This window comes from Kitasatospora sp. NPDC001683, assembly GCF_053596495.1.
Map to the genome: position 1 here is coordinate 23,129 of NZ_JBSFGK010000072.1, position 17,146 is coordinate 40,274.

18 protein-coding genes and 2 pseudogenes are annotated in these 17,146 nt (G+C 70.4%); 10 read left to right on the top strand and 10 right to left on the bottom strand.

Translation table 11 applies throughout. From position 1 onward, the window contains the following. Positions 1-2: 2 nt before the first annotated feature. The 3 genes from ACWCYO_RS30190 (at position 3) to ACWCYO_RS30200 (ending at position 2,640) form a co-directional block, all read left to right on the top strand. Positions 3-1,595: an ISL3 family transposase gene (locus ACWCYO_RS30190; RefSeq protein WP_449785960.1), complete on the top strand. Its 1,593-nt coding sequence runs from the start codon at positions 3-5 to the stop codon at positions 1,593-1,595. A 259-nt stretch (positions 1,596-1,854) separates the two neighbouring features. Beyond that, on the top strand, positions 1,855-2,136 hold the full coding sequence (locus ACWCYO_RS30195; RefSeq protein WP_270139900.1) for a hypothetical protein: 282 nt from the start codon (positions 1,855-1,857) through the stop codon (positions 2,134-2,136). Between the two features lie 90 nt (positions 2,137-2,226). After that, positions 2,227-2,640: a hypothetical protein gene (locus ACWCYO_RS30200; RefSeq protein ID WP_270139902.1), complete on the top strand. Its 414-nt coding sequence runs from the start codon at positions 2,227-2,229 to the stop codon at positions 2,638-2,640. Positions 2,641-2,986: 346 nt separating this feature from the next. Here the strand turns inward: ACWCYO_RS30200 and ACWCYO_RS30205 are convergent, their stop codons facing one another. The 5 genes and pseudogenes from ACWCYO_RS30205 to ACWCYO_RS30225 form a co-directional block, all read right to left on the bottom strand. After that, on the bottom strand, positions 2,987-3,112 hold the full coding sequence (locus ACWCYO_RS30205) for a hypothetical protein (RefSeq protein WP_270139904.1): 126 nt from the start codon (positions 3,110-3,112) through the stop codon (positions 2,987-2,989). Between the two features lie 874 nt (positions 3,113-3,986). After that, positions 3,987-5,183 carry an alpha/beta hydrolase family protein gene (locus tag ACWCYO_RS30210; protein ID WP_270139906.1) on the bottom strand — a complete coding sequence of 399 codons (1,197 nt, stop codon included), beginning with the start codon at positions 5,181-5,183 and terminating at the stop codon, positions 3,987-3,989. A gap of 338 nt (positions 5,184-5,521) precedes the next feature. Next, a complete protein-coding gene (locus ACWCYO_RS30215; RefSeq protein WP_449785961.1) occupies positions 5,522-6,412 on the bottom strand; it encodes an alpha/beta hydrolase family protein in 891 nt (296 codons plus the stop codon). A gap of 75 nt (positions 6,413-6,487) precedes the next feature. Beyond that, positions 6,488-6,841 carry a hypothetical protein gene (locus ACWCYO_RS30220; RefSeq protein WP_449785962.1) on the bottom strand — a complete coding sequence of 118 codons (354 nt, stop codon included), beginning with the start codon at positions 6,839-6,841 and terminating at the stop codon, positions 6,488-6,490. A 350-nt stretch (positions 6,842-7,191) separates the two neighbouring features. Further along, positions 7,192-7,484: pseudogene (locus tag ACWCYO_RS30225) on the bottom strand (hypothetical protein); the annotation flags it as partial. A gap of 637 nt (positions 7,485-8,121) precedes the next feature. Between ACWCYO_RS30225 and ACWCYO_RS30230 the strand changes: the two are divergent. Continuing rightward, the gene (locus ACWCYO_RS30230) at positions 8,122-8,751 is read left to right on the top strand and encodes a class I SAM-dependent methyltransferase (RefSeq protein ID WP_449785963.1); all 630 of its coding nucleotides are present in this window, start codon (positions 8,122-8,124) and stop codon (positions 8,749-8,751) included. Positions 8,752-8,867: 116 nt separating this feature from the next. Here ACWCYO_RS30230 and ACWCYO_RS30235 read toward each other — a convergent pair whose 3' ends face one another. After that, positions 8,868-9,614 carry an MBL fold metallo-hydrolase gene (locus tag ACWCYO_RS30235; protein WP_449785964.1) on the bottom strand — a complete coding sequence of 249 codons (747 nt, stop codon included), beginning with the start codon at positions 9,612-9,614 and terminating at the stop codon, positions 8,868-8,870. 101 nt (positions 9,615-9,715) lie between these two features. Then, positions 9,716-10,690: a GlxA family transcriptional regulator gene (locus ACWCYO_RS30240; protein ID WP_449785965.1), complete on the bottom strand. Its 975-nt coding sequence runs from the start codon at positions 10,688-10,690 to the stop codon at positions 9,716-9,718. Between the two features lie 354 nt (positions 10,691-11,044). Between ACWCYO_RS30240 and ACWCYO_RS30245 the strand changes: the two genes are divergently transcribed. The 4 genes from ACWCYO_RS30245 to ACWCYO_RS30260 all read left to right on the top strand — a co-directional run bounded on the left by ACWCYO_RS30245 (position 11,045) and on the right by ACWCYO_RS30260 (position 14,059). Continuing rightward, on the top strand, positions 11,045-11,176 hold the full coding sequence (locus tag ACWCYO_RS30245; protein ID WP_449785966.1) for a hypothetical protein: 132 nt from the start codon (positions 11,045-11,047) through the stop codon (positions 11,174-11,176). Positions 11,177-11,708: 532 nt separating this feature from the next. Beyond that, positions 11,709-12,551, top strand: a complete 843-nt coding sequence (locus ACWCYO_RS30250; RefSeq protein ID WP_449785967.1) for a replication-relaxation family protein — start codon at positions 11,709-11,711, stop codon at positions 12,549-12,551. A 394-nt stretch (positions 12,552-12,945) separates the two neighbouring features. After that, on the top strand, positions 12,946-13,530 hold the full coding sequence (locus tag ACWCYO_RS30255; protein WP_449785968.1) for a hypothetical protein: 585 nt from the start codon (positions 12,946-12,948) through the stop codon (positions 13,528-13,530). 376 nt (positions 13,531-13,906) lie between these two features. Next, positions 13,907-14,059, top strand: a complete 153-nt coding sequence (locus ACWCYO_RS30260; RefSeq protein WP_449785973.1) for a hypothetical protein — start codon at positions 13,907-13,909, stop codon at positions 14,057-14,059. A 279-nt stretch (positions 14,060-14,338) separates the two neighbouring features. Here ACWCYO_RS30260 and ACWCYO_RS30265 read toward each other — a convergent pair. Beyond that, positions 14,339-14,561: pseudogene (locus ACWCYO_RS30265) on the bottom strand (hypothetical protein); the annotation flags it as partial. Between the two features lie 142 nt (positions 14,562-14,703). Then, a complete protein-coding gene (locus tag ACWCYO_RS30270; RefSeq protein ID WP_449785972.1) occupies positions 14,704-15,351 on the bottom strand; it encodes an NADPH-dependent F420 reductase in 648 nt (215 codons plus the stop codon). 78 nt (positions 15,352-15,429) lie between these two features. Here ACWCYO_RS30270 and ACWCYO_RS30275 point away from each other — a divergent pair, with 78 nt between their 5' ends. Both ACWCYO_RS30275 and ACWCYO_RS30280 read left to right on the top strand, forming a co-directional pair. Next, positions 15,430-15,801 (top strand): winged helix-turn-helix transcriptional regulator, encoded by a 372-nt coding sequence (locus tag ACWCYO_RS30275; protein ID WP_449785969.1) that lies wholly within the window; start codon positions 15,430-15,432, stop codon positions 15,799-15,801. Between the two features lie 60 nt (positions 15,802-15,861). Then, positions 15,862-16,242, top strand: coding sequence for a hypothetical protein (locus tag ACWCYO_RS30280; RefSeq protein WP_449785970.1), 381 nt, complete (start codon positions 15,862-15,864; stop codon positions 16,240-16,242). Between the two features lie 65 nt (positions 16,243-16,307). Here the strand turns inward: ACWCYO_RS30280 and ACWCYO_RS30285 are convergent, their stop codons facing one another. Beyond that, complete coding sequence (locus tag ACWCYO_RS30285) at positions 16,308-16,652, bottom strand: hypothetical protein (protein WP_449785971.1); 345 nt, start codon at positions 16,650-16,652, stop codon at positions 16,308-16,310. Positions 16,653-17,146: the final 494 nt, after the last annotated feature.

Sequence of the window (17,146 nt, forward strand, 5' to 3'; positions counted from 1 at the left end):
TCATGCAGAACAACGCATCGTTCTGGGACTCGCTCGTGTTCGACGGGATCGACGACGTGGACGTCGAGGCGGTGACCGCCTTGTTCGGTACGGTCGAGGTGGTGGCGCGGGGCCGGGGTGCCGGGGCGGAGTGTCCGGACTGTGGCCGCTTCTCGGACCGGGTGCACGACCGCTATCGCCGCAGGTTGAAGGATCTTCCGCTCGCTGAGCAGGGCTTCGTGATCCGGTTGGTGGTCCGGCGTTTCATCTGGGGGGCGGCGAACTGCCCGCGTCGGACGTTTGCTGAGCGGTTCTCGCGGCTGGCTGCCCCGTACGCACGGTTCACCACCCGGCTCAACCATGCCCTGGAGCGCGTAGGGCTCGCGCTCGCCGGTCGGGCCGGCGCCCGGCTGGCAGCCCAGCTGGGCTTCGGCGCGGGAAGGACGACCTTGTTGCGCAGGGTCATGGCATTGCCCGATCCCACGTTCAGCACTCCGCGTGTGCTGGGCGTGGACGATTTCGCGATCCGTCGCGGCCAGACCTACTCGACGGTTTTGACCAGCGTCGAAGACCATCGCGTGGTCGATGTGCTCCCGACGCGTGAGGCCGGGCCGCTGGCTGCGTGGCTGGCCCGTCACCCCCGCGTGGAGATTATCTGCCGGGACCGGGCCGGTGCCTACGCCGAGGGCGCACGGCGCGGTGCCCCTGACGCTCTGCAGGTCGCTGATCGGTTCCATCTGTGGCAGGGCCTCGGCCGGGCCGTGGAGACCTGCGTCGCCGCCCATCGCGATTGCCTGCACAACCCGTCGCCCAGCGGTATGCCGCCGGAGGCCACTGGGCTTGTTCCCGGTCGACCGGAGGACGACTCGGAGCCCGTCGGTCGACGCGCCGAGCGAAAGAAGGCGGCACACGCCTTGGTTCACGAGCTCCTGGCCCAAGGCCACTCACGCCGGGCGATCGCCCGGCACCTGGGCTGGGGCCGCAACACCGTCCTCCGGTACGCGAACGCCGCACGCTGGCAGGACACCGTCCGCGAGAAGCGCCCCCGGCCCAGCAGGCTGGACCCCTACAAGCCCTACCTGGAGCGACGCTTCGCCGCGGGATGCACCAGCGTCACCCATCTCTACAGCGAACTCGTTGCCGACAACGCGCCCGTCACCTACCAGATGGTCCGCTCCCACATCGCCACCCTCCGCAGGGCTCCGGCTGGCGCGCCACCGCGGCCGCCGACGGTGCGGCAGGTGACCGGCTGGCTCACCCGACACCCCTCGACCCTGAACGAGGAGGACCGGGCCGGCCTGAAGGCGGTCCTGGCCCGCTGCCCCGCACTGGACAAGGTCGCCGGACACGTCCGCGACTTCGGCGAGATCCTCGCCGACCGCCGTGGCTCCACACTCCCCACCTGGATCGACGCAGTCGACGCCAGCCAGCTACCGGGCCTCACCGGCTTCGCCCTCCACCTGCTCCGAGACCTCGACGCCGTGACAGCAGGCCTCACTCTCGACTGGAGCTCCGGCAGCATCGAGGGCGCCGTCAACCGCATCAAGAAGATCAAGCGGCAGCTCTACGGCCGCGCCGGCTTCGAACTGCTCCGCAAGATGATCCTTCTCCAGTAACACTTCGCGATGTTCCCCAAGAGCTGCGCGAGTACCGGACAGTAGGAAACCCCTGCCGCGGCCGACATATAGCCAGTGCATGCAGGTGCCCAACCGTGGCAGGATGACCTCATGTTGATCCGAAAGGGCGATGCCGCGTAGGCGTCCCAAGGCCGTCCGTGCAGAGCGGTGGCGGCCACGATGGCAGTATCCGGTCCTGAGGGTCCCCGGTGTCTCCGCGCGGACTCGTGCAGCGATCCGCCGGGTCGAAGACCAGGAGATGTGGCCCAACGCGGTCGCCAACGCAATCGCGTGTTTCGAGCGGGCTCTCAAGCAGCCCGGACGCTACCTGGACGCCTCCGCGTTTGATTCGCCGGGGGTGGGAGATGCCCGCGATGACCTGGAGTGGGCGATGCTGTACCTTCCGCCCGGAGCCAAACGGGACCTGGGCCGATTGATCACGCGTATCGATGAGGAATTCGAGCGCCGTACCTTGCCGGAGCCCAACTACAGCGAGTGGGCGACGACGGGCTGGTGGTGGACCAGAACGCGCGAACGCTGACGGTCTCCGGGGTCGTGTCCCTCCCCGCAATCGAACGAACCTGTCACCCTCCGCGACCGCTCCCCAAGATCTGTGCCAGAACCACTTCACGTGAACGAAGCCAGGGGAGACATCACCTCGGTGCTGCCCGACATCCGCGCGGCCGACCTCACCAGGTGGGGTCCGGTGGACCAGAACGGCCAGGACGGACCGTACACACCCGGTACCGTCCGCTACGCCCTGGAGTACCACCGCACCCGAGGTCATTACCCGGACGGCCGACCGATGCCCAGCCCGCGACTGGCGACAGACGGCCTCACGATCGACTGGGACCGGCTGGATCTGCCGCTCGTGAACCGGATCGAGGAGCCCGCATCCTGTCTGTCGCCGTCAAGCGGCGGCACGTACCACCGCTGCTCGCAAGTCCCGGAAGGAGCGGGGAAGGTAGCCGAGGCTCGCGCCCGGTACGGCACCGTGCTCGAACTGACCGTGGACGGGCGCCCCTACTTCACCGTGAAGAGGTAGGGAGCCTTGACCCCGAATGTTGAACACGGGCTGTGCGGCTTCGGTCAGAAACGTCTCCCAGACCGAGGGGCACGGCTCCCGCTCGAACTTCCGCACGCATTGGGCTCGTTCGGGTGGTCACTGCGCGGCCGGCGCATAGGAGAAGTGACATTCGGTCCCGGGCGGCCGTCCCGACCTGGGTGGGCCGGGACGGCGGGGTGCGGGTGGCGGGTGCGGGGCGGGTCAGCCGGAGACGGTCTCGGCATGCCGGTGGAACGCGTCCCGGAGCGCGGTCTGGTGGTCGGTCAGCTCCCAGCCCGACAACCAGGTCGCTCCGGGCGGGGCCGATATGCCGCTCACCACGGGTTCAGGCCGTAGCGGCCGCACGCCCCGAAGAGTACAGCTCAAGTTGCTTCCCGACGAGGCCCTCCTTCTTGGCGGTGTACTCGGTCAGCAGCCGCATCTGGTGGATCAGGCCGTCGGACATCTCCACGCGGCGGCCCAGGACGGCGGCGAGGACGACCCCAGGACAGCACCCAGGCCGCCGGAACCACGGCGAGCAGGACGGCACCGGCCAGGACGGCGGCCACACCACCAGACATCACTTGATAACTCGCGCGAGCCGTCCCCACCAGCACGGCGACCGGGACGGCGGGAGCAGCGCCGCCGACGATCAGGACGTCGACCAGGCCGACGACGACGGATCCCCGGACCGCGCCCGGACGGCGCCTGGACAGCGGCCCGAGCAGGACGTCGGCGGCGGCCGGGGCGGCAGCGAGGACGAGCACCAAGGCCTCACCCACCCCGGACACGGACGGCGGCCGGGACGGCGGCGAGCAGCACGTCGGCAGCGGCCACGACCACCACCAAGGCCTCGCGCAGAGCCCGCCCGGACCACGGCGAGGCGGACGGCGGCCGCGGGGCTCGCCCAGGCCGGCCCGGACGGCGGCACCGAGCAGCACGTCGACGGCGAGCAGGACGTCGGCCGGCGGCCCCGGGACACAACCGGGGCCCCTGTACGCGGGCAACCACTCGAACGGACGGGCGGCATCACGTCCGGCGGTGGCATCCGGCGCGCCGGGCCGGGCTGCCGAGCGGGGGCAGGTCAACCACCGCGGGAACGTCGACCAGGGCGGCGACATCGCTCGTGAGCGCGCCGCGGGCCGGAGATCCGGACGGCGGCTGGACGACCCTGACCCGGCGTCTACTACGCCGCGGCCAGTTCGCCTCCCGCGACGAACTGGCCGCGGCCATCGACACCTTCGTCTTGGCCTGCGACGAACATGGCTCCAGGCCCTACCACTGGGCCTACGACGGCAGCCCACTCAAAGCCGCATGAACCCCCGAAGGATCAACGCGGCGCTGCACTAGTGCTGGAAGAGTACTTCCGGATTGTTCGGCGAGGGGCCGTTCAGCAGCGGACGGTGGATCCCCTTCAGCGTCTGGTCGAAGAACGCTGTCACGTACTCGCGGGTGATCTCCACCCCGCGTTCCGGTGAGAGGGGCGCCGTCGGGAACCCGGCCTGCTCCTGAAGCAGGTCCCCGTCGGAGAAGCTGAAGTGGTCGGCGCCGGTGACCGTCAGCCACTTCTTGTAGCCGCCGAGGGCGGCCCAGTCCGGCTCCCACTCGCCGCCGGCCAAGTGGTTGGAGGCGGCCACGCCCAGCATGAGGAACGGCCGGTTGATCTGGCCGGGCTTCAGGTCCGGTTGGAAGGAGCCGTCCATGTTCACTCCGGCCAGTACTCGCGGGTCGGCGGTCATCGTGGCGGCAGTCGCCGCTCCGCCGAGGGAGTGTCCGGCCATGCCGATCCTGTGCTTGTCGATGAGGTGTGCCAGGCGCCAGGCGGAATTGCCGTGCGTCAACTGGTCGATCACGAAGGACACGTCCCGCGCACGGCTGGCGGTGACGGCCTTGAAGTCGAGTCCCGGCGGGGCATCGCAGATCACGCACGCCGGCGTCTCGCCGTTCGCCAGCGTCTCGCCGTTGTCCTCGTAGGTGTGGCCGACGAGCGCGACCACGTAGCCGTGACTCGCCAGCTCGGTCGCGAGCGAGGTGAGCGTCATGCGCGGGTTCTCGTACGCGGGTGAGAGGACCACCAGCGGATGCTTGCCGTGCTGCGGCCGCGCGCCGTCGAAGGCGCGAGTGGCGACGTTGGAAAGGCTCTGTGGGGTGATGCCGGAGCCCGCCGGCACCTTCTGGCGCTGGAGGACTCCGGCTGCCTCGCCGAGGGTCATGTAAGGGGCCGGAGTCCCGGTCCCGGGGACGGCCGGGTAGACCATCGTGACGGCCAGTTGGCGGGGGCCGGATGACGGCACCCACGGGTCAAGACGGCTCGCGTCGGTGAGGTGGATGACCTCCTCGCCGGCGGCGTAGGGGCCGCTCGGCGCGGGGAGCGCGCCTTGGAAGGACCGCGGGGGCGCGGCGGCAGCCGTGGCGGCGGTCGCGTGCACGCTGGACGGCGGGGGCGTGGCGGCGAGTCCGGTGCCGGTAGCGGCCACTGATGCGGCGAGACCCAGGATTGCGACAGCGCTGATACGGCGCTTGCGGTTCGAGGTGGTGTTCACGGGCACGATCCTGCCCGGCCCCGCCCTGACGCTCGATCATGCTGGTTTCCGACTTCAGGGTGGTACTGGCTACACCCTGACTCCAGCGCCGCTGGCCGACTGCGGGAACAGCGGTCGGAGTCCCCTCCACGGTAGCGGCCGGTCGTGCCGGCCCCGGGCGCCACGCGGAGCCCAGGGCCGGCACGCAGGGCACGGCGTCGCCGGACACAGCGGGGCGGCCGGGGCGGCTACCGGCCCGCCGCCGCTTCGCGCGCCTCCCGGGGCCGGGGCCGGTCCTCCGCCGGCGCGCAGGGGAATCCCTCGCAGGTGCGCCCGTCGCTGCCCCAGGGGCGTTCGACTCATCCGCCGATCAGGTCCAGGACGCGGGCGTTCACCGGCTGCCGCACGGCGCGCCGGTAGCCCTTGGGGCCCTGGCCCCGAGGGTCCGGGCGGAAGAGATGGCTGAGGCCGGCCACGACGTGCCCTTCGAACGGGCCGCGCGCCAAGCGGCCGATGGCATCCACGTCCTGCGGCGGGACCTGGAGATCGGCGCCGCCCGTCACGGCGAGGAGCGGAACCGTGATCCGGGCGAGGTCCGGCGCCGGGTCGTGGGCGATGAAGTCACGCGTCCACCGCGCGTTCACCCGCTGCCCCTGGAGGCGCAGTTCGGCGTCCTCGGAGGCGAGGATCCGCTCCAGGTTCCTGCGCTGGAGGCGGTGGACGTCCGTGCGCATCACCCGCAGCAGGAGCGTGACCGGCAGCGGGAGTTTGGTGGCCAGCTGCTCCGCCTGCCAGGCGAGCACGTCGGCACCGGGGCGTGCGGCCGCGGAGAGCAGGACCGCTCCGGCCGCCTGGTCGTCGGCGGCGAGCCGGGCCGCGTACCAGGCGCCCTCGCTGTGTCCGACGACCAGCAGGGGCAGTCCGGCGGCGCGGTCGGCGAGCCAGGCGAGGGCCGCCCGCGCATCGGCGAGCCCGTCGCCCATCCCGCTTCGCAGGCAGTCCCCGCCGCTGCCTCCGACGCCGCGCTTGTCGCAGCGCAGTGTCGACACCCGGGCCCTTGTCAGGGCGTCCGCCACGGCACGGGTGACTCTGGTTCTGAGCATCGGCCCGCCGGGCAGGCGCACGTCCGAATCGCGGTCCACCCTGCCGGAGCCGGGGAGCAACGCGGCGGCGACGGGGTCGGCAGCCTCGGTGAACGTCCCCGCCAGTGCACAGCCGTCGCTGCTGATGCGTACCGCCTCAGCTGTCATGATCCCTCCCTCTTCCTCGTGGTCGCCGTTGCCGCGTCACCGGCTCGAACGGCGTGGATGCGCGCGCGGGCGCGGTCAGTTCGGCAGGGCGCCCTCGACCAGCGCCACCGTCGCGCGCGGGTCGCCGACCTCGATCACGAGGCGGGCGTAGCGCTCGTCGGCGAGCTGGATGACCACTGCCTTCGCCGGGTCGCGGACGTCCCAGAAAATCCTTTCGCCGTCGATGTGGAAGGTGCCGGCGGTCACGACGCCCGGGACGTGGGTGCCGGGGGCGCGCAGCCCCTTGGGCTCCTTGGCGATCCCGGGGTCGGTGGTGGCGCCGCGCACGTGGGCCAGCGGGATGGTCAGACGGCTCTTGAGCGCCCAGAGCTTGTCCAGTCCCTCGATCTCCACGATCAGGTTGTCGCCGTCGATGCTGACATGCGCCATGGTGAGTCCCTAAGAATGTGAGGCGGGCCGGGAGGACCGGGTGTGGCTGATGGTGCTCTGCCGTTTGTGGCTCGGAAGGAATGGCCGCCCGGTCCTTCGGGATGCTCCGACTGCTGATTGAGGACTGCGGTCATCGCTGGTTAGGGACCTGTCGGCGGAGTGTCTTCGGACCACGAGGTGCTGGTCACGAGGGATACGGAGCGACGGGCTTGAGCGCGTTTCACGAGCGGGCGCGGGCTGACCGACGTTCCTCCCCGGAGGCTCCGGGCGGGAGCCCCCGGGGGACGCGCCGGACCTCACGCGGCTCGTCGCCGTCGCCGTAGACCGACGAGACGCTGCGGTTCCGCTGCTCAGTTCCTCGACGCCTGTTGGGCGTTGTCCGGGCGGGCGAGGTCCAGGCAGCCGGTGAAGAAGGCGGCGAGCTTGTCGATCGCCGGGTCGATGTACTCCTCCTTGTCGTAGAGGTCGACGTGGCCGGCGCCTTCGATCCGGTACAACTCCGCCGACCCGGTGGCCCGTTGGTGCGCCTCGACCGCCATCCACGCGGTGACGGCGCGTTCGCCGACGATCTGCAACAGCAGCCGGGGCCGATCAGTGGGACGGCGAAGAACGGGTCGTAGCACGCCAGTCGGTCGATGCTCTCCCCGGCGAGGCTCGATTGAGTGACGGGAGTGTGTACCGGATCGACGGCCGAATCCGTTCAAGAACAGGAGGAAAGACGCAGACGGCCGGGCCCCGGAACGAGGGGGTGCGTTCCACACGGGCCCGGCCGGCGGGAGGCCAGCAGCGCCGACAGGAGGCGCGGCTGCTCTGCTCGGCGGCCCGGTGGGCGCTGTGGTGGGGCCGCCGTGCCGGGAATGCTAAACCCGCCCATCAGCCCATGGCCAGGGCTTTGACCTGTACATCGGCCTGGTCGCCTTCGGCGCGCCGTTCCTGGCCACCCGGACCTGGTCCGCCGCTACCGGGAGAACCTGCCGCTGCCGCGGCCGCCCCGGCCACGTTCTACGGCGGAGGGGAGGCCGGCTACACGGACTACCCGTCCTACCGGGGCGACGAAGCCGCGGCCGATGTCCAGTCCGGCATGCCGCCGCACCCGGCGCTGCAAGACCTGCCGACGGTCGGCTGCCGCGCCTGGCCACCGCCAAGCCGGAAGGGCGTCTCGAGAGGGTGCGAGGGCCGCTCGGGCAACGTGAATGAAAGTCACGTTGCCCGGCCTGGGGAGGCGATGGGAACTGGGGCAGATCCGTGATCGACAATGAAATGAGAGCCAGCCCTTGCGAGTGACTTCACCGAACATGACCGGCAGCGGGGATTCGCTGTTCGACTCGGCTGCCGCATCGGTCGCGGTCTACAGCGATCACGCCGACGACTACGCGAACACGCACGCCCCCAAGATGGCCGACCAGGTCGAACGGTTCGCAAACTCGCTGCCGGCTCCCTCACTGATCCTGGAGGCCGGTTGCGGCCCCGGCCGCGACCTCGCGCGATTCTCCGCCCACGGTCACAACGCCCGAGGCATCGACCTCAACCCGGTGTTCGTTGCCATGGCCAACGCCCACGCACCCACCTCGCAGTGCGACCTGCGCGACATCGGATCTCAATTCCCATCTGGGACGCTCGACGGGATCTGGGCCTGCGCATCGCTCGTGCACCTCCGCGAGTCGGAAACCGTGGACGTACTCGGCCAGTGCGCCGGGCTGCTACGCCCCGGTGGCAAGCTGTACGCGTGCGTCAGGTCCGTCGGCCGCACCGGCTGGCTCGATGAGCCCGACGGGCGCCGCTGGTACACGGTGTGGGACGCCGAGGCGTTCGCCAGCGCAGTCGCCGCCGCCGGGTTCGAAGTCGACCACGTTGACCAGGGCGCATTTGTTGAGGTCTGGGCCACTCGCGGCCGCATCGGCAGCCCGTAGTCGAGAGCTCGCGGCCTCCATCCCGCGATCTCCGCCGGTACGACCCGCAGCGAAGCCGGCTGTTGCTGCCCGGCGCCGAGGGCTGTTCCGGTGTCGGGCGCCCGCGGAATGGCTCTTCACTCACTTCGCGTAGTGAGGCGTCCGGTGACTTCGAGTCGTGTGAGGCGGTCGTGTTCGCGATCGGCCCACTGCCGTACCCGGCCGGGGTCGAGCGGCGTGCCGTGGCCGACGTGCAGGGTCGTGGGGTTGAGGGCGAGCATCTCGCGGAGGCTGGCGAGGTTCTGCCGGGGGTCGTCGTGGAAGGGCGGGTTGGCGGGCTTGCCGGGGATCAGGCCCATGAAGGAGCCCGCGACCAGGTCGCCGGCGACGAGGTCGCCGTCGTCGGTGAGGACGGAGACAGATCCAGCGGTATGGCCCGGGGTGGGCATGATGCGCGCCGCGACGCCGAAGTCCTCCAGGCTCGTCTCGCCGCGGATCAGCACGGCCGGTTCGAAGGGTTCGGCCCGGACGTGGAGGTTTTTGTTGCGGGCCATGAGGCGGCCCATCGGACCGGTGGGCAGGTACGGTTCGCGGGCCCGGCCGGAGCGGTACGGCCCGAGGTCGGCGACATGGCCGGCGACGGGCGCGCCGGTGAGCCGGTGCAGTTCGGCGGCGGAGCCGAAGTGGTCGATGTGGCCGTGGGTGATGACGATCAGCGAGACGTCGGCGGGGTCGACGCCGTGGGCGGTGATCCGGTCGGCAATTTTCTGTCCGCTGCCGGGGATTCCGGCGTCGACGATGACCGGCCGGCGGCCGAGCAGCAGATGGGCGTTGACGTTGTGCCGGCCCATGACCGGGATCGGGACGACCTTCGTGCGGGACACGGTTCTCCTTCGAAGTGTGCTGGTCATGCCGCGCGTGCAGGCATGGCGAGACTCGGCCGGTGCTGCAGTGCGCGCTGGCCGGCAGGTTCGGGTGGGGTGGGTCAGAAGCGGCGGCGGTACTCGGCCGGGGTGGTGCCCAACCGCCGCCGGAAGACGCGGTGCAGTGTCTCCACGGAGCCGAGGCCGCTGGCGGCGGCGACCTCGGGCAGGCTGCGGTCGCTGTCCTCCAGCAGCCGCCGGGCGGCCTCCAGCCTGGCCGCCTCCACGTAGGCGGCCGGTGTCGTGGAGGTGCGCTGGTGGAACAGCCGCGTGAAGTGGCGCACGCTCAGGTGGGTGCGGGCCGCGAGGGCTTCGAGGGAAAGGTCCGCGGTGAGGTGTTCGGCGATCCACCTGCGCAGCTCGTCGATCCGGTCGTCCGATGAGCCCTGGACGGACAGCGGCACGCTGAACTGGCTCTGCCCGCCGGAGCGTTTGACGTACATCACCATCATCCGGGCGGTCGCGAGCGCGAGGTCCTGGCCGTGGTCCTCGGCGACCATGGCCAGTGCCATGTCCATCCCGGAGGTGACGCCGGCGCAGGTCCACACCTTTCCGTCCCGGATGAAGATCGGATCGGGATCGACTCGGACACTTGGGTGGTCGGCGGCCAGCCTGGCTGCGGTGAGCCAGTGCGTGGTAGCCGGGCGGCCGTCGAGCAGCCCGGCGGCGGCCAGCAGGTGCGCTCCCGCACAGATCGATCCGGTCCGCCGGGCCCGGGGTGCCGCGCGGCGCAGCCAGTCGGTGACCTCGTGGTCGATCACCGGCTCCACGCCATCCTGAATGAGCTCGATCGCCCCCGCCACCAGCAGGGTGTCGATCGGGCCGGCCACGTCGTCGAGGGCCAGGTCGGCCATCAGCCGCACGCCGCTGGAGGTGGTCACCGGGCCGCCGTCCACCGTCGCGATCCGCACGAGGTAGCCGGGCCGGTCGGCTCCGGCGACCCGGGTGGCGACGGAGAACACCTCGGCCGGTCCGGTGGCGTCCAGCAGCTCGATGCCGGGGAAAGCGACGATCACGACGCGGTGCGGTGGGGGCATGCCCTGATCATCCCGCCCGGCCCGACATAGCCGCAACGACCAGAATCTGTCACATCAGGCCATCGGGAGCGATGGTCGGCGGGCGCCAAGGCCGTCCCACGGCGTTCATCGCTGCCGCGATCTGCGCGTTCTGTTGGGCCCTGATGGACGCCATGGTGTCCATCAGAGGCTGGTTCACGATCCGGCCGATGTCGGCCAGTTGCCCCCGGAGAGGACCCAGTGGGTCATGGTCCCGCGGGAGTAGCTGAGCGGTCCTCAGCCGGTCGGCCCCTACCTACGCAGCTGCGGCCCCGCCGGGCTGCGCTTCGTCTTCGCCATCCTGCTGTTCCAGGTCGCTCATGGGCATCAGTGGGCATGTCGGTGCAGGCGTACACGGACCAGCTCGCCCGCGAGCTGCCCGCGGCCGCCGACGCCGTGACGCCTGACGGCGAGCTGCCGGACGACGCGGAGTTCGAGCGACACCTGGACGAGTACTTCCGCAGGTAGCACCGGTACGACGGGCTCAGTCGAGCGCCAGGGCATCCTCGTCTGCGCGCACGCTCCGGTACAGCCCCCTTCCGTACAGGCTCCCTCGTGCTTCGCCCTGGACTTCCGCACCACTGCCTCCAACAAGGTGGCGGCCGCGAATACGCTCAAACCCGATGCGATCCCTGGGCGGATAGGGCTTGGCGTGCAGCATCCGCTCCTCCCACCACGGATCAGCCGGAGCGGACACCGACACGGTCACCAACTCCCGCTTGGACGGACGAGCAGCACCAGCGGATCCAATCCCTTGGTCTTCCAGGTGCGTTCGCAGCCCGGACACCCCAGCCGGCCGGGGCCGGCCGTCTTCCGCACCTCCAGCTTCGAGCCCTCCGCGCCGACGGTCGAGACCCGGCACGTCCAACACGGGCGCAGCGACCCACCGCAGGCCGCGGGCCAGTGGGATAAAGACATCAGGTGTCCGCCGGAGCGCCATGGCGGCGACCGTGTTCACGAGCGCGAGGGGAACGGGAATGGTCGATCCGTTGGAGACTCAGTGCCCTCGCACCACAGCCGGGCCGAGTACCCGCGCCGCCAACTCCACCGCCTGCGCGCGCAGGGCCTGGCGGGTGCGGTCGGGCGGCGTGCACACGGGAAGACCAGCCTGCTGTGGTGGCTAACGCCCAAAGGCGCCGAGGCGGTGGAGGCCGCAGGCCTGCTCCCCGAACGCCCCTACCGGATGAGCCCGGAAGCCGCCGCCGGTCCGCTACAGGAACACACTCTGGCCACCGTCGAGAGCGGCATCGCCTTCGTCCACTGGGCGCGGGCTCTGGGCCACGACTGCGGCCCCCTGGACTGGTCCCCGGAAACAGCCCACCACTACCGCGACGACACCCGCCCCGGCGACGACCTCTCCCTCATCCCCGACGCCGTCCTCAACTACGTCCACACCGACCAGCACGCCCGGACCCGCACCCTGCTGACGTTCGTCGTCGAGGTCGACCGCGCCACCATGACCGTCGCCCGCCTCGCCCACAAACTCCACGCCTACGCCTGCTACCAGAAGTACGTCCCAGCAGCTGGCGGCCGCGGTGCCCGCGCGAGCCGCTCCGGCCCAGGGTCACCGGCCTGGCGTGCCCGCTACCCCGCATTCCCCCGACTGCTGCTCGTCTTCACCGGCGCCCCCGAGCCGCGCCTGCAGCGGCGCATCGCCGACCTGCGCAGCCTCGCCGCCAGCGACCCTCTCATCGCCTCCGGAACGCTGCGCGCCGACGCCACCGCCCTCGACCGGCTGCGGCACGGCGGGCCGTTCGCCCGGGTGTTCACCCCGCTGCTCGGCCCGGCCGGCCCCGTCGACGCGTGGCTGCGCCCCGGTGCGGCCGCCACTGCGGCCGCCTGATGACGGAACACCCCGGGAAGGGTCGGCGGGGCACCGACGCCGGGCCCACCGCGAATGTGACAGAACGTCACACCATCATCAAGCGCAGCGGGTCGGCGAGGGGCCAGCCAATCCTCGAACCGCGCCCGCTTTCTTCCGTTTTGAACGCGTTGAGTAGGCGAATCCTCACGCAGTGGTGGGAAATTGGCCGGATCTCTCGTAGTGTGGCCGCTGCGACGCACGCGCACGATGGGGATTGATCACGGGCGTGCACGGTGCAGCCGTTCTCTCCGCAGCGTTGTCGCACCAGTTCAGGCATGTGACTGCGGGGCCGCGGCCAGTTACACCAAGCATGGAAGACGCGCTGCTTGCGCGATCGCCTTCGGCCACGACGATTTTGGGGGATGCCATGCTCGTGACGAACCGTTCGATCGGCCGGACGTTTTCAGCCGCCACCGCAATCCTGTGCACGGCCGGCCTGCTGGCCTCCTGCAGCTCCGGCTCGGACAGCGCGGCCCCGCCGCCGCCCACCGCGAGCTCCGCCCCCGCGACCACCTCCTCGACCCCCTCACCCACGGCCGACCCGGCGGCCGATGCCAAGGCCCAGGTCCTCGCGGCCTACACCGGCATGTGGGCGGAGCAGGTGAAGGCGTTCGCCAAGGGATCCACCGACGGAACCGGCCTGGAGAAGTTCACCACCGACGAGGCGCTCGACGACGTACGGATCTCGATCGACAGGTTCTCCGGCACGGGGATCGTCTTCACCGGGGCACCCGCACACACCCCGCAGGTCGAGACGATCGACATTGCGGCCACGCCCAAAACCGCCACCGTCCGCGACTGCCTGGACGTCACCGCCTGGAAGCCCGTCGACAAGGCCAGCGGGCAGGAGAAGAAGGTCATCAACCGGCTGCGGTACATCATCGTCTACAACGCCCGCACTGTCGGGGCGGACTGGAAGATGACCGACGTGACCCAGCACCAGGACCAGGCGTGCTGAGCCGCAGACGCCTGGCGGCGCTGGCCGCCGCCGGCGTCGTCTCACCTACGCCGGGCCCGCGTGGGCCGACGGCGGCGTGACCGAGTGCGACACGATGATCTGCCTGGACGTCACCGACACCGGGACCGCGACCAAGGCACCCTGTGGGGCTCGGAAAGTCACGGCTGCTGGTCAAGCTGCGTATCGGTACTCGTTGATGACGCCGCCGAGGACGCGGGTGCGCAGGAGTTTGCGGCCTTCGAGGTCGTGTGCGGTGGGCTGCTCGTGAGCGCCGGGCGGTAGCTGGTTTCGTGCCCGGTGGGGGCGGTGTGCGTTGTAGTGCTGCTGGTAGGCGGTCAGGACCTGCCGGGCGGTGGGCCTCGTTCATGATGAGGCCATGGTCGAGGGCCTCACGCCGGATGCTCCCGATCACTCGCTCGCAGTGGGCGTTCATCCGGGGAGTTCGCGGCGCACTCTTGAGGATCTCTATCTCCTCGGCCTCGAAGACGGCGTCGAAGGACTGGCCGTACTTGCCGTCCCGGTCGCGTAGCAGAAAGCGGAGGGACTCCGCGTGGGAACCGAGGTCGGCTGCCACGTTCCGGGCCTGCTGTGCTGCCCAGAACTCGCGCCAGGTCGGGCCGGTACGGCGGGGGGCCGGTTCGATGCCGGCGGCATGGAGGATCTCCCATACCGTGGATGCGGCGATCGGATGCCCGAGACGGGCGAGCTCGCCTTGGATGCGCCGGTGTCCCCATTGCGCGTTCTCCCGGGCGAGCTGCAGGATCAGCTTCTTGAGTGCTGCCTTGGTCGGCGGTCGTCCGGTGCGGGCGCGCAGTGTGCTGTAGTCCCACTTCGCCGCGATGAGTCGGCGGTGCCAGGCCGGCAGGGTTCCGGGCGTGACCGGGAAGACTGGCCCGGGGCGGGCAATGGCCAGCCTGTTCGGCCAGCCGCCAGCAGGTCTTCCGCTCGACGCCCGACAGCAGTCCGAGCACGAAGGCGCGGGCCGTGGCACGCGGCTCCACCCGCTTGAACCGGCCCGCGATCCGGGCCATGGCCTGATCGAACATCGCCCGCCAGTGGGCAGCGTCTATGCCGTGGCCCGCGGCCACCGCACGATCTTCAGGAGTCGACACAACCCCCGATGATCACGCGGTGGCCGTTCCAGCTCTCACGCGGGTCCGACGCAATCGCGGATCAGGAGAGATCAACGCCCGCGTACTCCAGCGGCGGAGCGATCGCCTGAGCGTCCGCACCTTCGCCCACCCACAGGCCGATCAGGAATGCCGCCGTCGCCTCCAGGAGTCCTGCCCGGTCAAGCCCTCCTCCGTTGACTGGCACGCAGCCGAGGTCGCGAACAAGGATTCGTACAGTTTCGAGAGCTGGTGCATCGTCGCCGCAGAGCGGCACCGCGAGGGGGCGTCCGTCGAAGACGGGCGGGGTCCTGCGCCACACGCTCTCGTGACAGAGATTGAATGCCTTGACCACGGACGCGCCGGGCGCTGCGGCCGCGATGCGCTCGGCAGCCGAAGGCCCGCCCCGGGTCTCCAGGATGAAGCCCGGCGCCAGCGGGTTGGTGCAGTCGACCAGCGTCCTTCCTCGTACGGCGTCGGCCAGGCCGGACACCGCGCCGATCGCCGCCGAATACGGCACGGCCAACAACACCGCGTCCTGGCCGTGCTCGACTGCGTCCCGTGAAGTTCCCGCCCGTCCGCCGATCTGATCGGCAAGGGCAGCAGCGCGGCCTTTGTCCCGCCCGCCCACCAGCACGTCGTGGCCGACCCGCGCCCACCGCGTACCCAGCACGCGCGCCATGGTCCCTGTACCGATAATCCCGATCCTCATCATGACCAACCTCCTTGCAATGACCTGTCAGTCGGAATCGGGACGACACTAGGAAACTACTGGGGCACCATCTGGTAAGTGACCGCTGACCACGGCTTCATCGCCGACTGCCGAGCCCGGCTGGCCTTCGATCTGCTTGCCAACACCTGGAACGCCGTCGTGGTGTGGGCGCTGCGCGAGGGGCCCTCGCGGCCCGGTGAACTGCGCGAGCGGATCGGTGGGATCAGCCCGAAAGTTCTCACGGAGACGCTGCGTCGGCTCCAGTTCGACGGGTTGGTGGAGCGCCGCGCGTACGCCGGCTCGCCGCCGCGTGTGGAGTACACCCTCACGGGGTTGGGGCGGACACTCTTGGAGCCGATCGAGGCGTTCGGCGCCTGGGCCTTCGAACACGGCGAACTCGTGATGGCAGCCCGAGAGCAGGCGGAGGCAGCTGGGCACAGTCGCGATTGACGCCGATGACAAGCGGCCCGTCAGCCCCCTCGGAACCGGTCACGAAGTCAAACTGGAGTATTGGGCGGCCAGTCCTGGCCGGAGCTGCTGCGCGACCGCCGCCCGGTCCTGGTCGTCCCCGCGGCCCCCGGCCGCCTCCTGGTCCTCGAAGACGGCTGGGCTGACCGCGACACCGCCACCCCGGCACTGGCCGCCGACCCCGACACCACCTGGTCCGCCGTCCTGGCCGACAACCGGCTGACGATCCGCCGTCCCGGCGGCCTGACCTGGTTCGACGGCGAGATCGCCGCCACCCGCGAGTGGCGCCGAGCGGTTCGCGAGCACCGCACCCTGCTGCTGATCACCGGACCGTTCACCAGCGTCTTCGACTTCCAGCCTGCCGCCGCAGCCGGCCAGCTGTTCCTCCTCACGACGCCGATCCGGCTCGCCAGCGGCATCTGATCCGAGGGCGCTGTTCGATTCCTGGTCCGGGACGAACGCTTCGCCCACCTTCAGAAGCAGGTAACTTACGGCAGATCGGTGCGACCTAGCCAGTCCGGCTTCACCGGTACCCCATCTGGGTATCGCTCCTCGGGCGGTGAGACGGGCGGCATCGTGGCCGCAGGCTCCGGCCTGGCCGTGTGTGTGTCCGTCGGCTTCGCCGGTGCGGCGGTGTCCTCCAACAGCTCCGCAATCGTGAACCGGGTGCCCAAGGACCGCGCGAAATAATCGACGACCATCAGGAAGTCGTCGCCGTTCCGGAAGAGCCGGCGGCGCTTCCGCTGCTTGGGATGATGGGCCAGGAAGCGTCGAGCATGCCTCTCAAGCTCCGCCAGAGCCTCTTCGCGCGTGCCCTCCACATACGCCAACACGCATGTCTCCGTGGCGCAGCCCCCTGAGCTTGGTTCGGTTGTCTCGCGGATCAGTCCCCAGGTCGCCATCGTCACCCCTTCCCCGCTGAAGCAAGTAGAGATTCACAGTAGTCAACTACGAGCGTCCCACGGATGGTCGGCGGTTTTTTCTAGGGGGCTCTGCCCACCGGCTTCTCCACGAATTTCGGCACCCCCGCTGACCTGCACTGGGGAGTTTCGCCTCCAAGGCCGGTGAGTTTCGCCCAGGAGCGCTGGGGAGTTCCGGGCACCGGCCGGTGAGTTTCGGCTGTTGGTACAGGTCAGCGGCCGGCGGGCTCTGGATGTTCACCCGGCCCAGCCTCCTCGGTCAGCGGCGCCAGCCACGGACCCACACCCGAGATGCCGCCTGTTCGATTCCTGGCCCTGACGAACGCTTCGCACACCCTCAGAAACAGGTACTGACAACGGAGCAGCGCGCCCCAGCCGGAGGTCACCCCCCTGGGGGGGGACCGCCA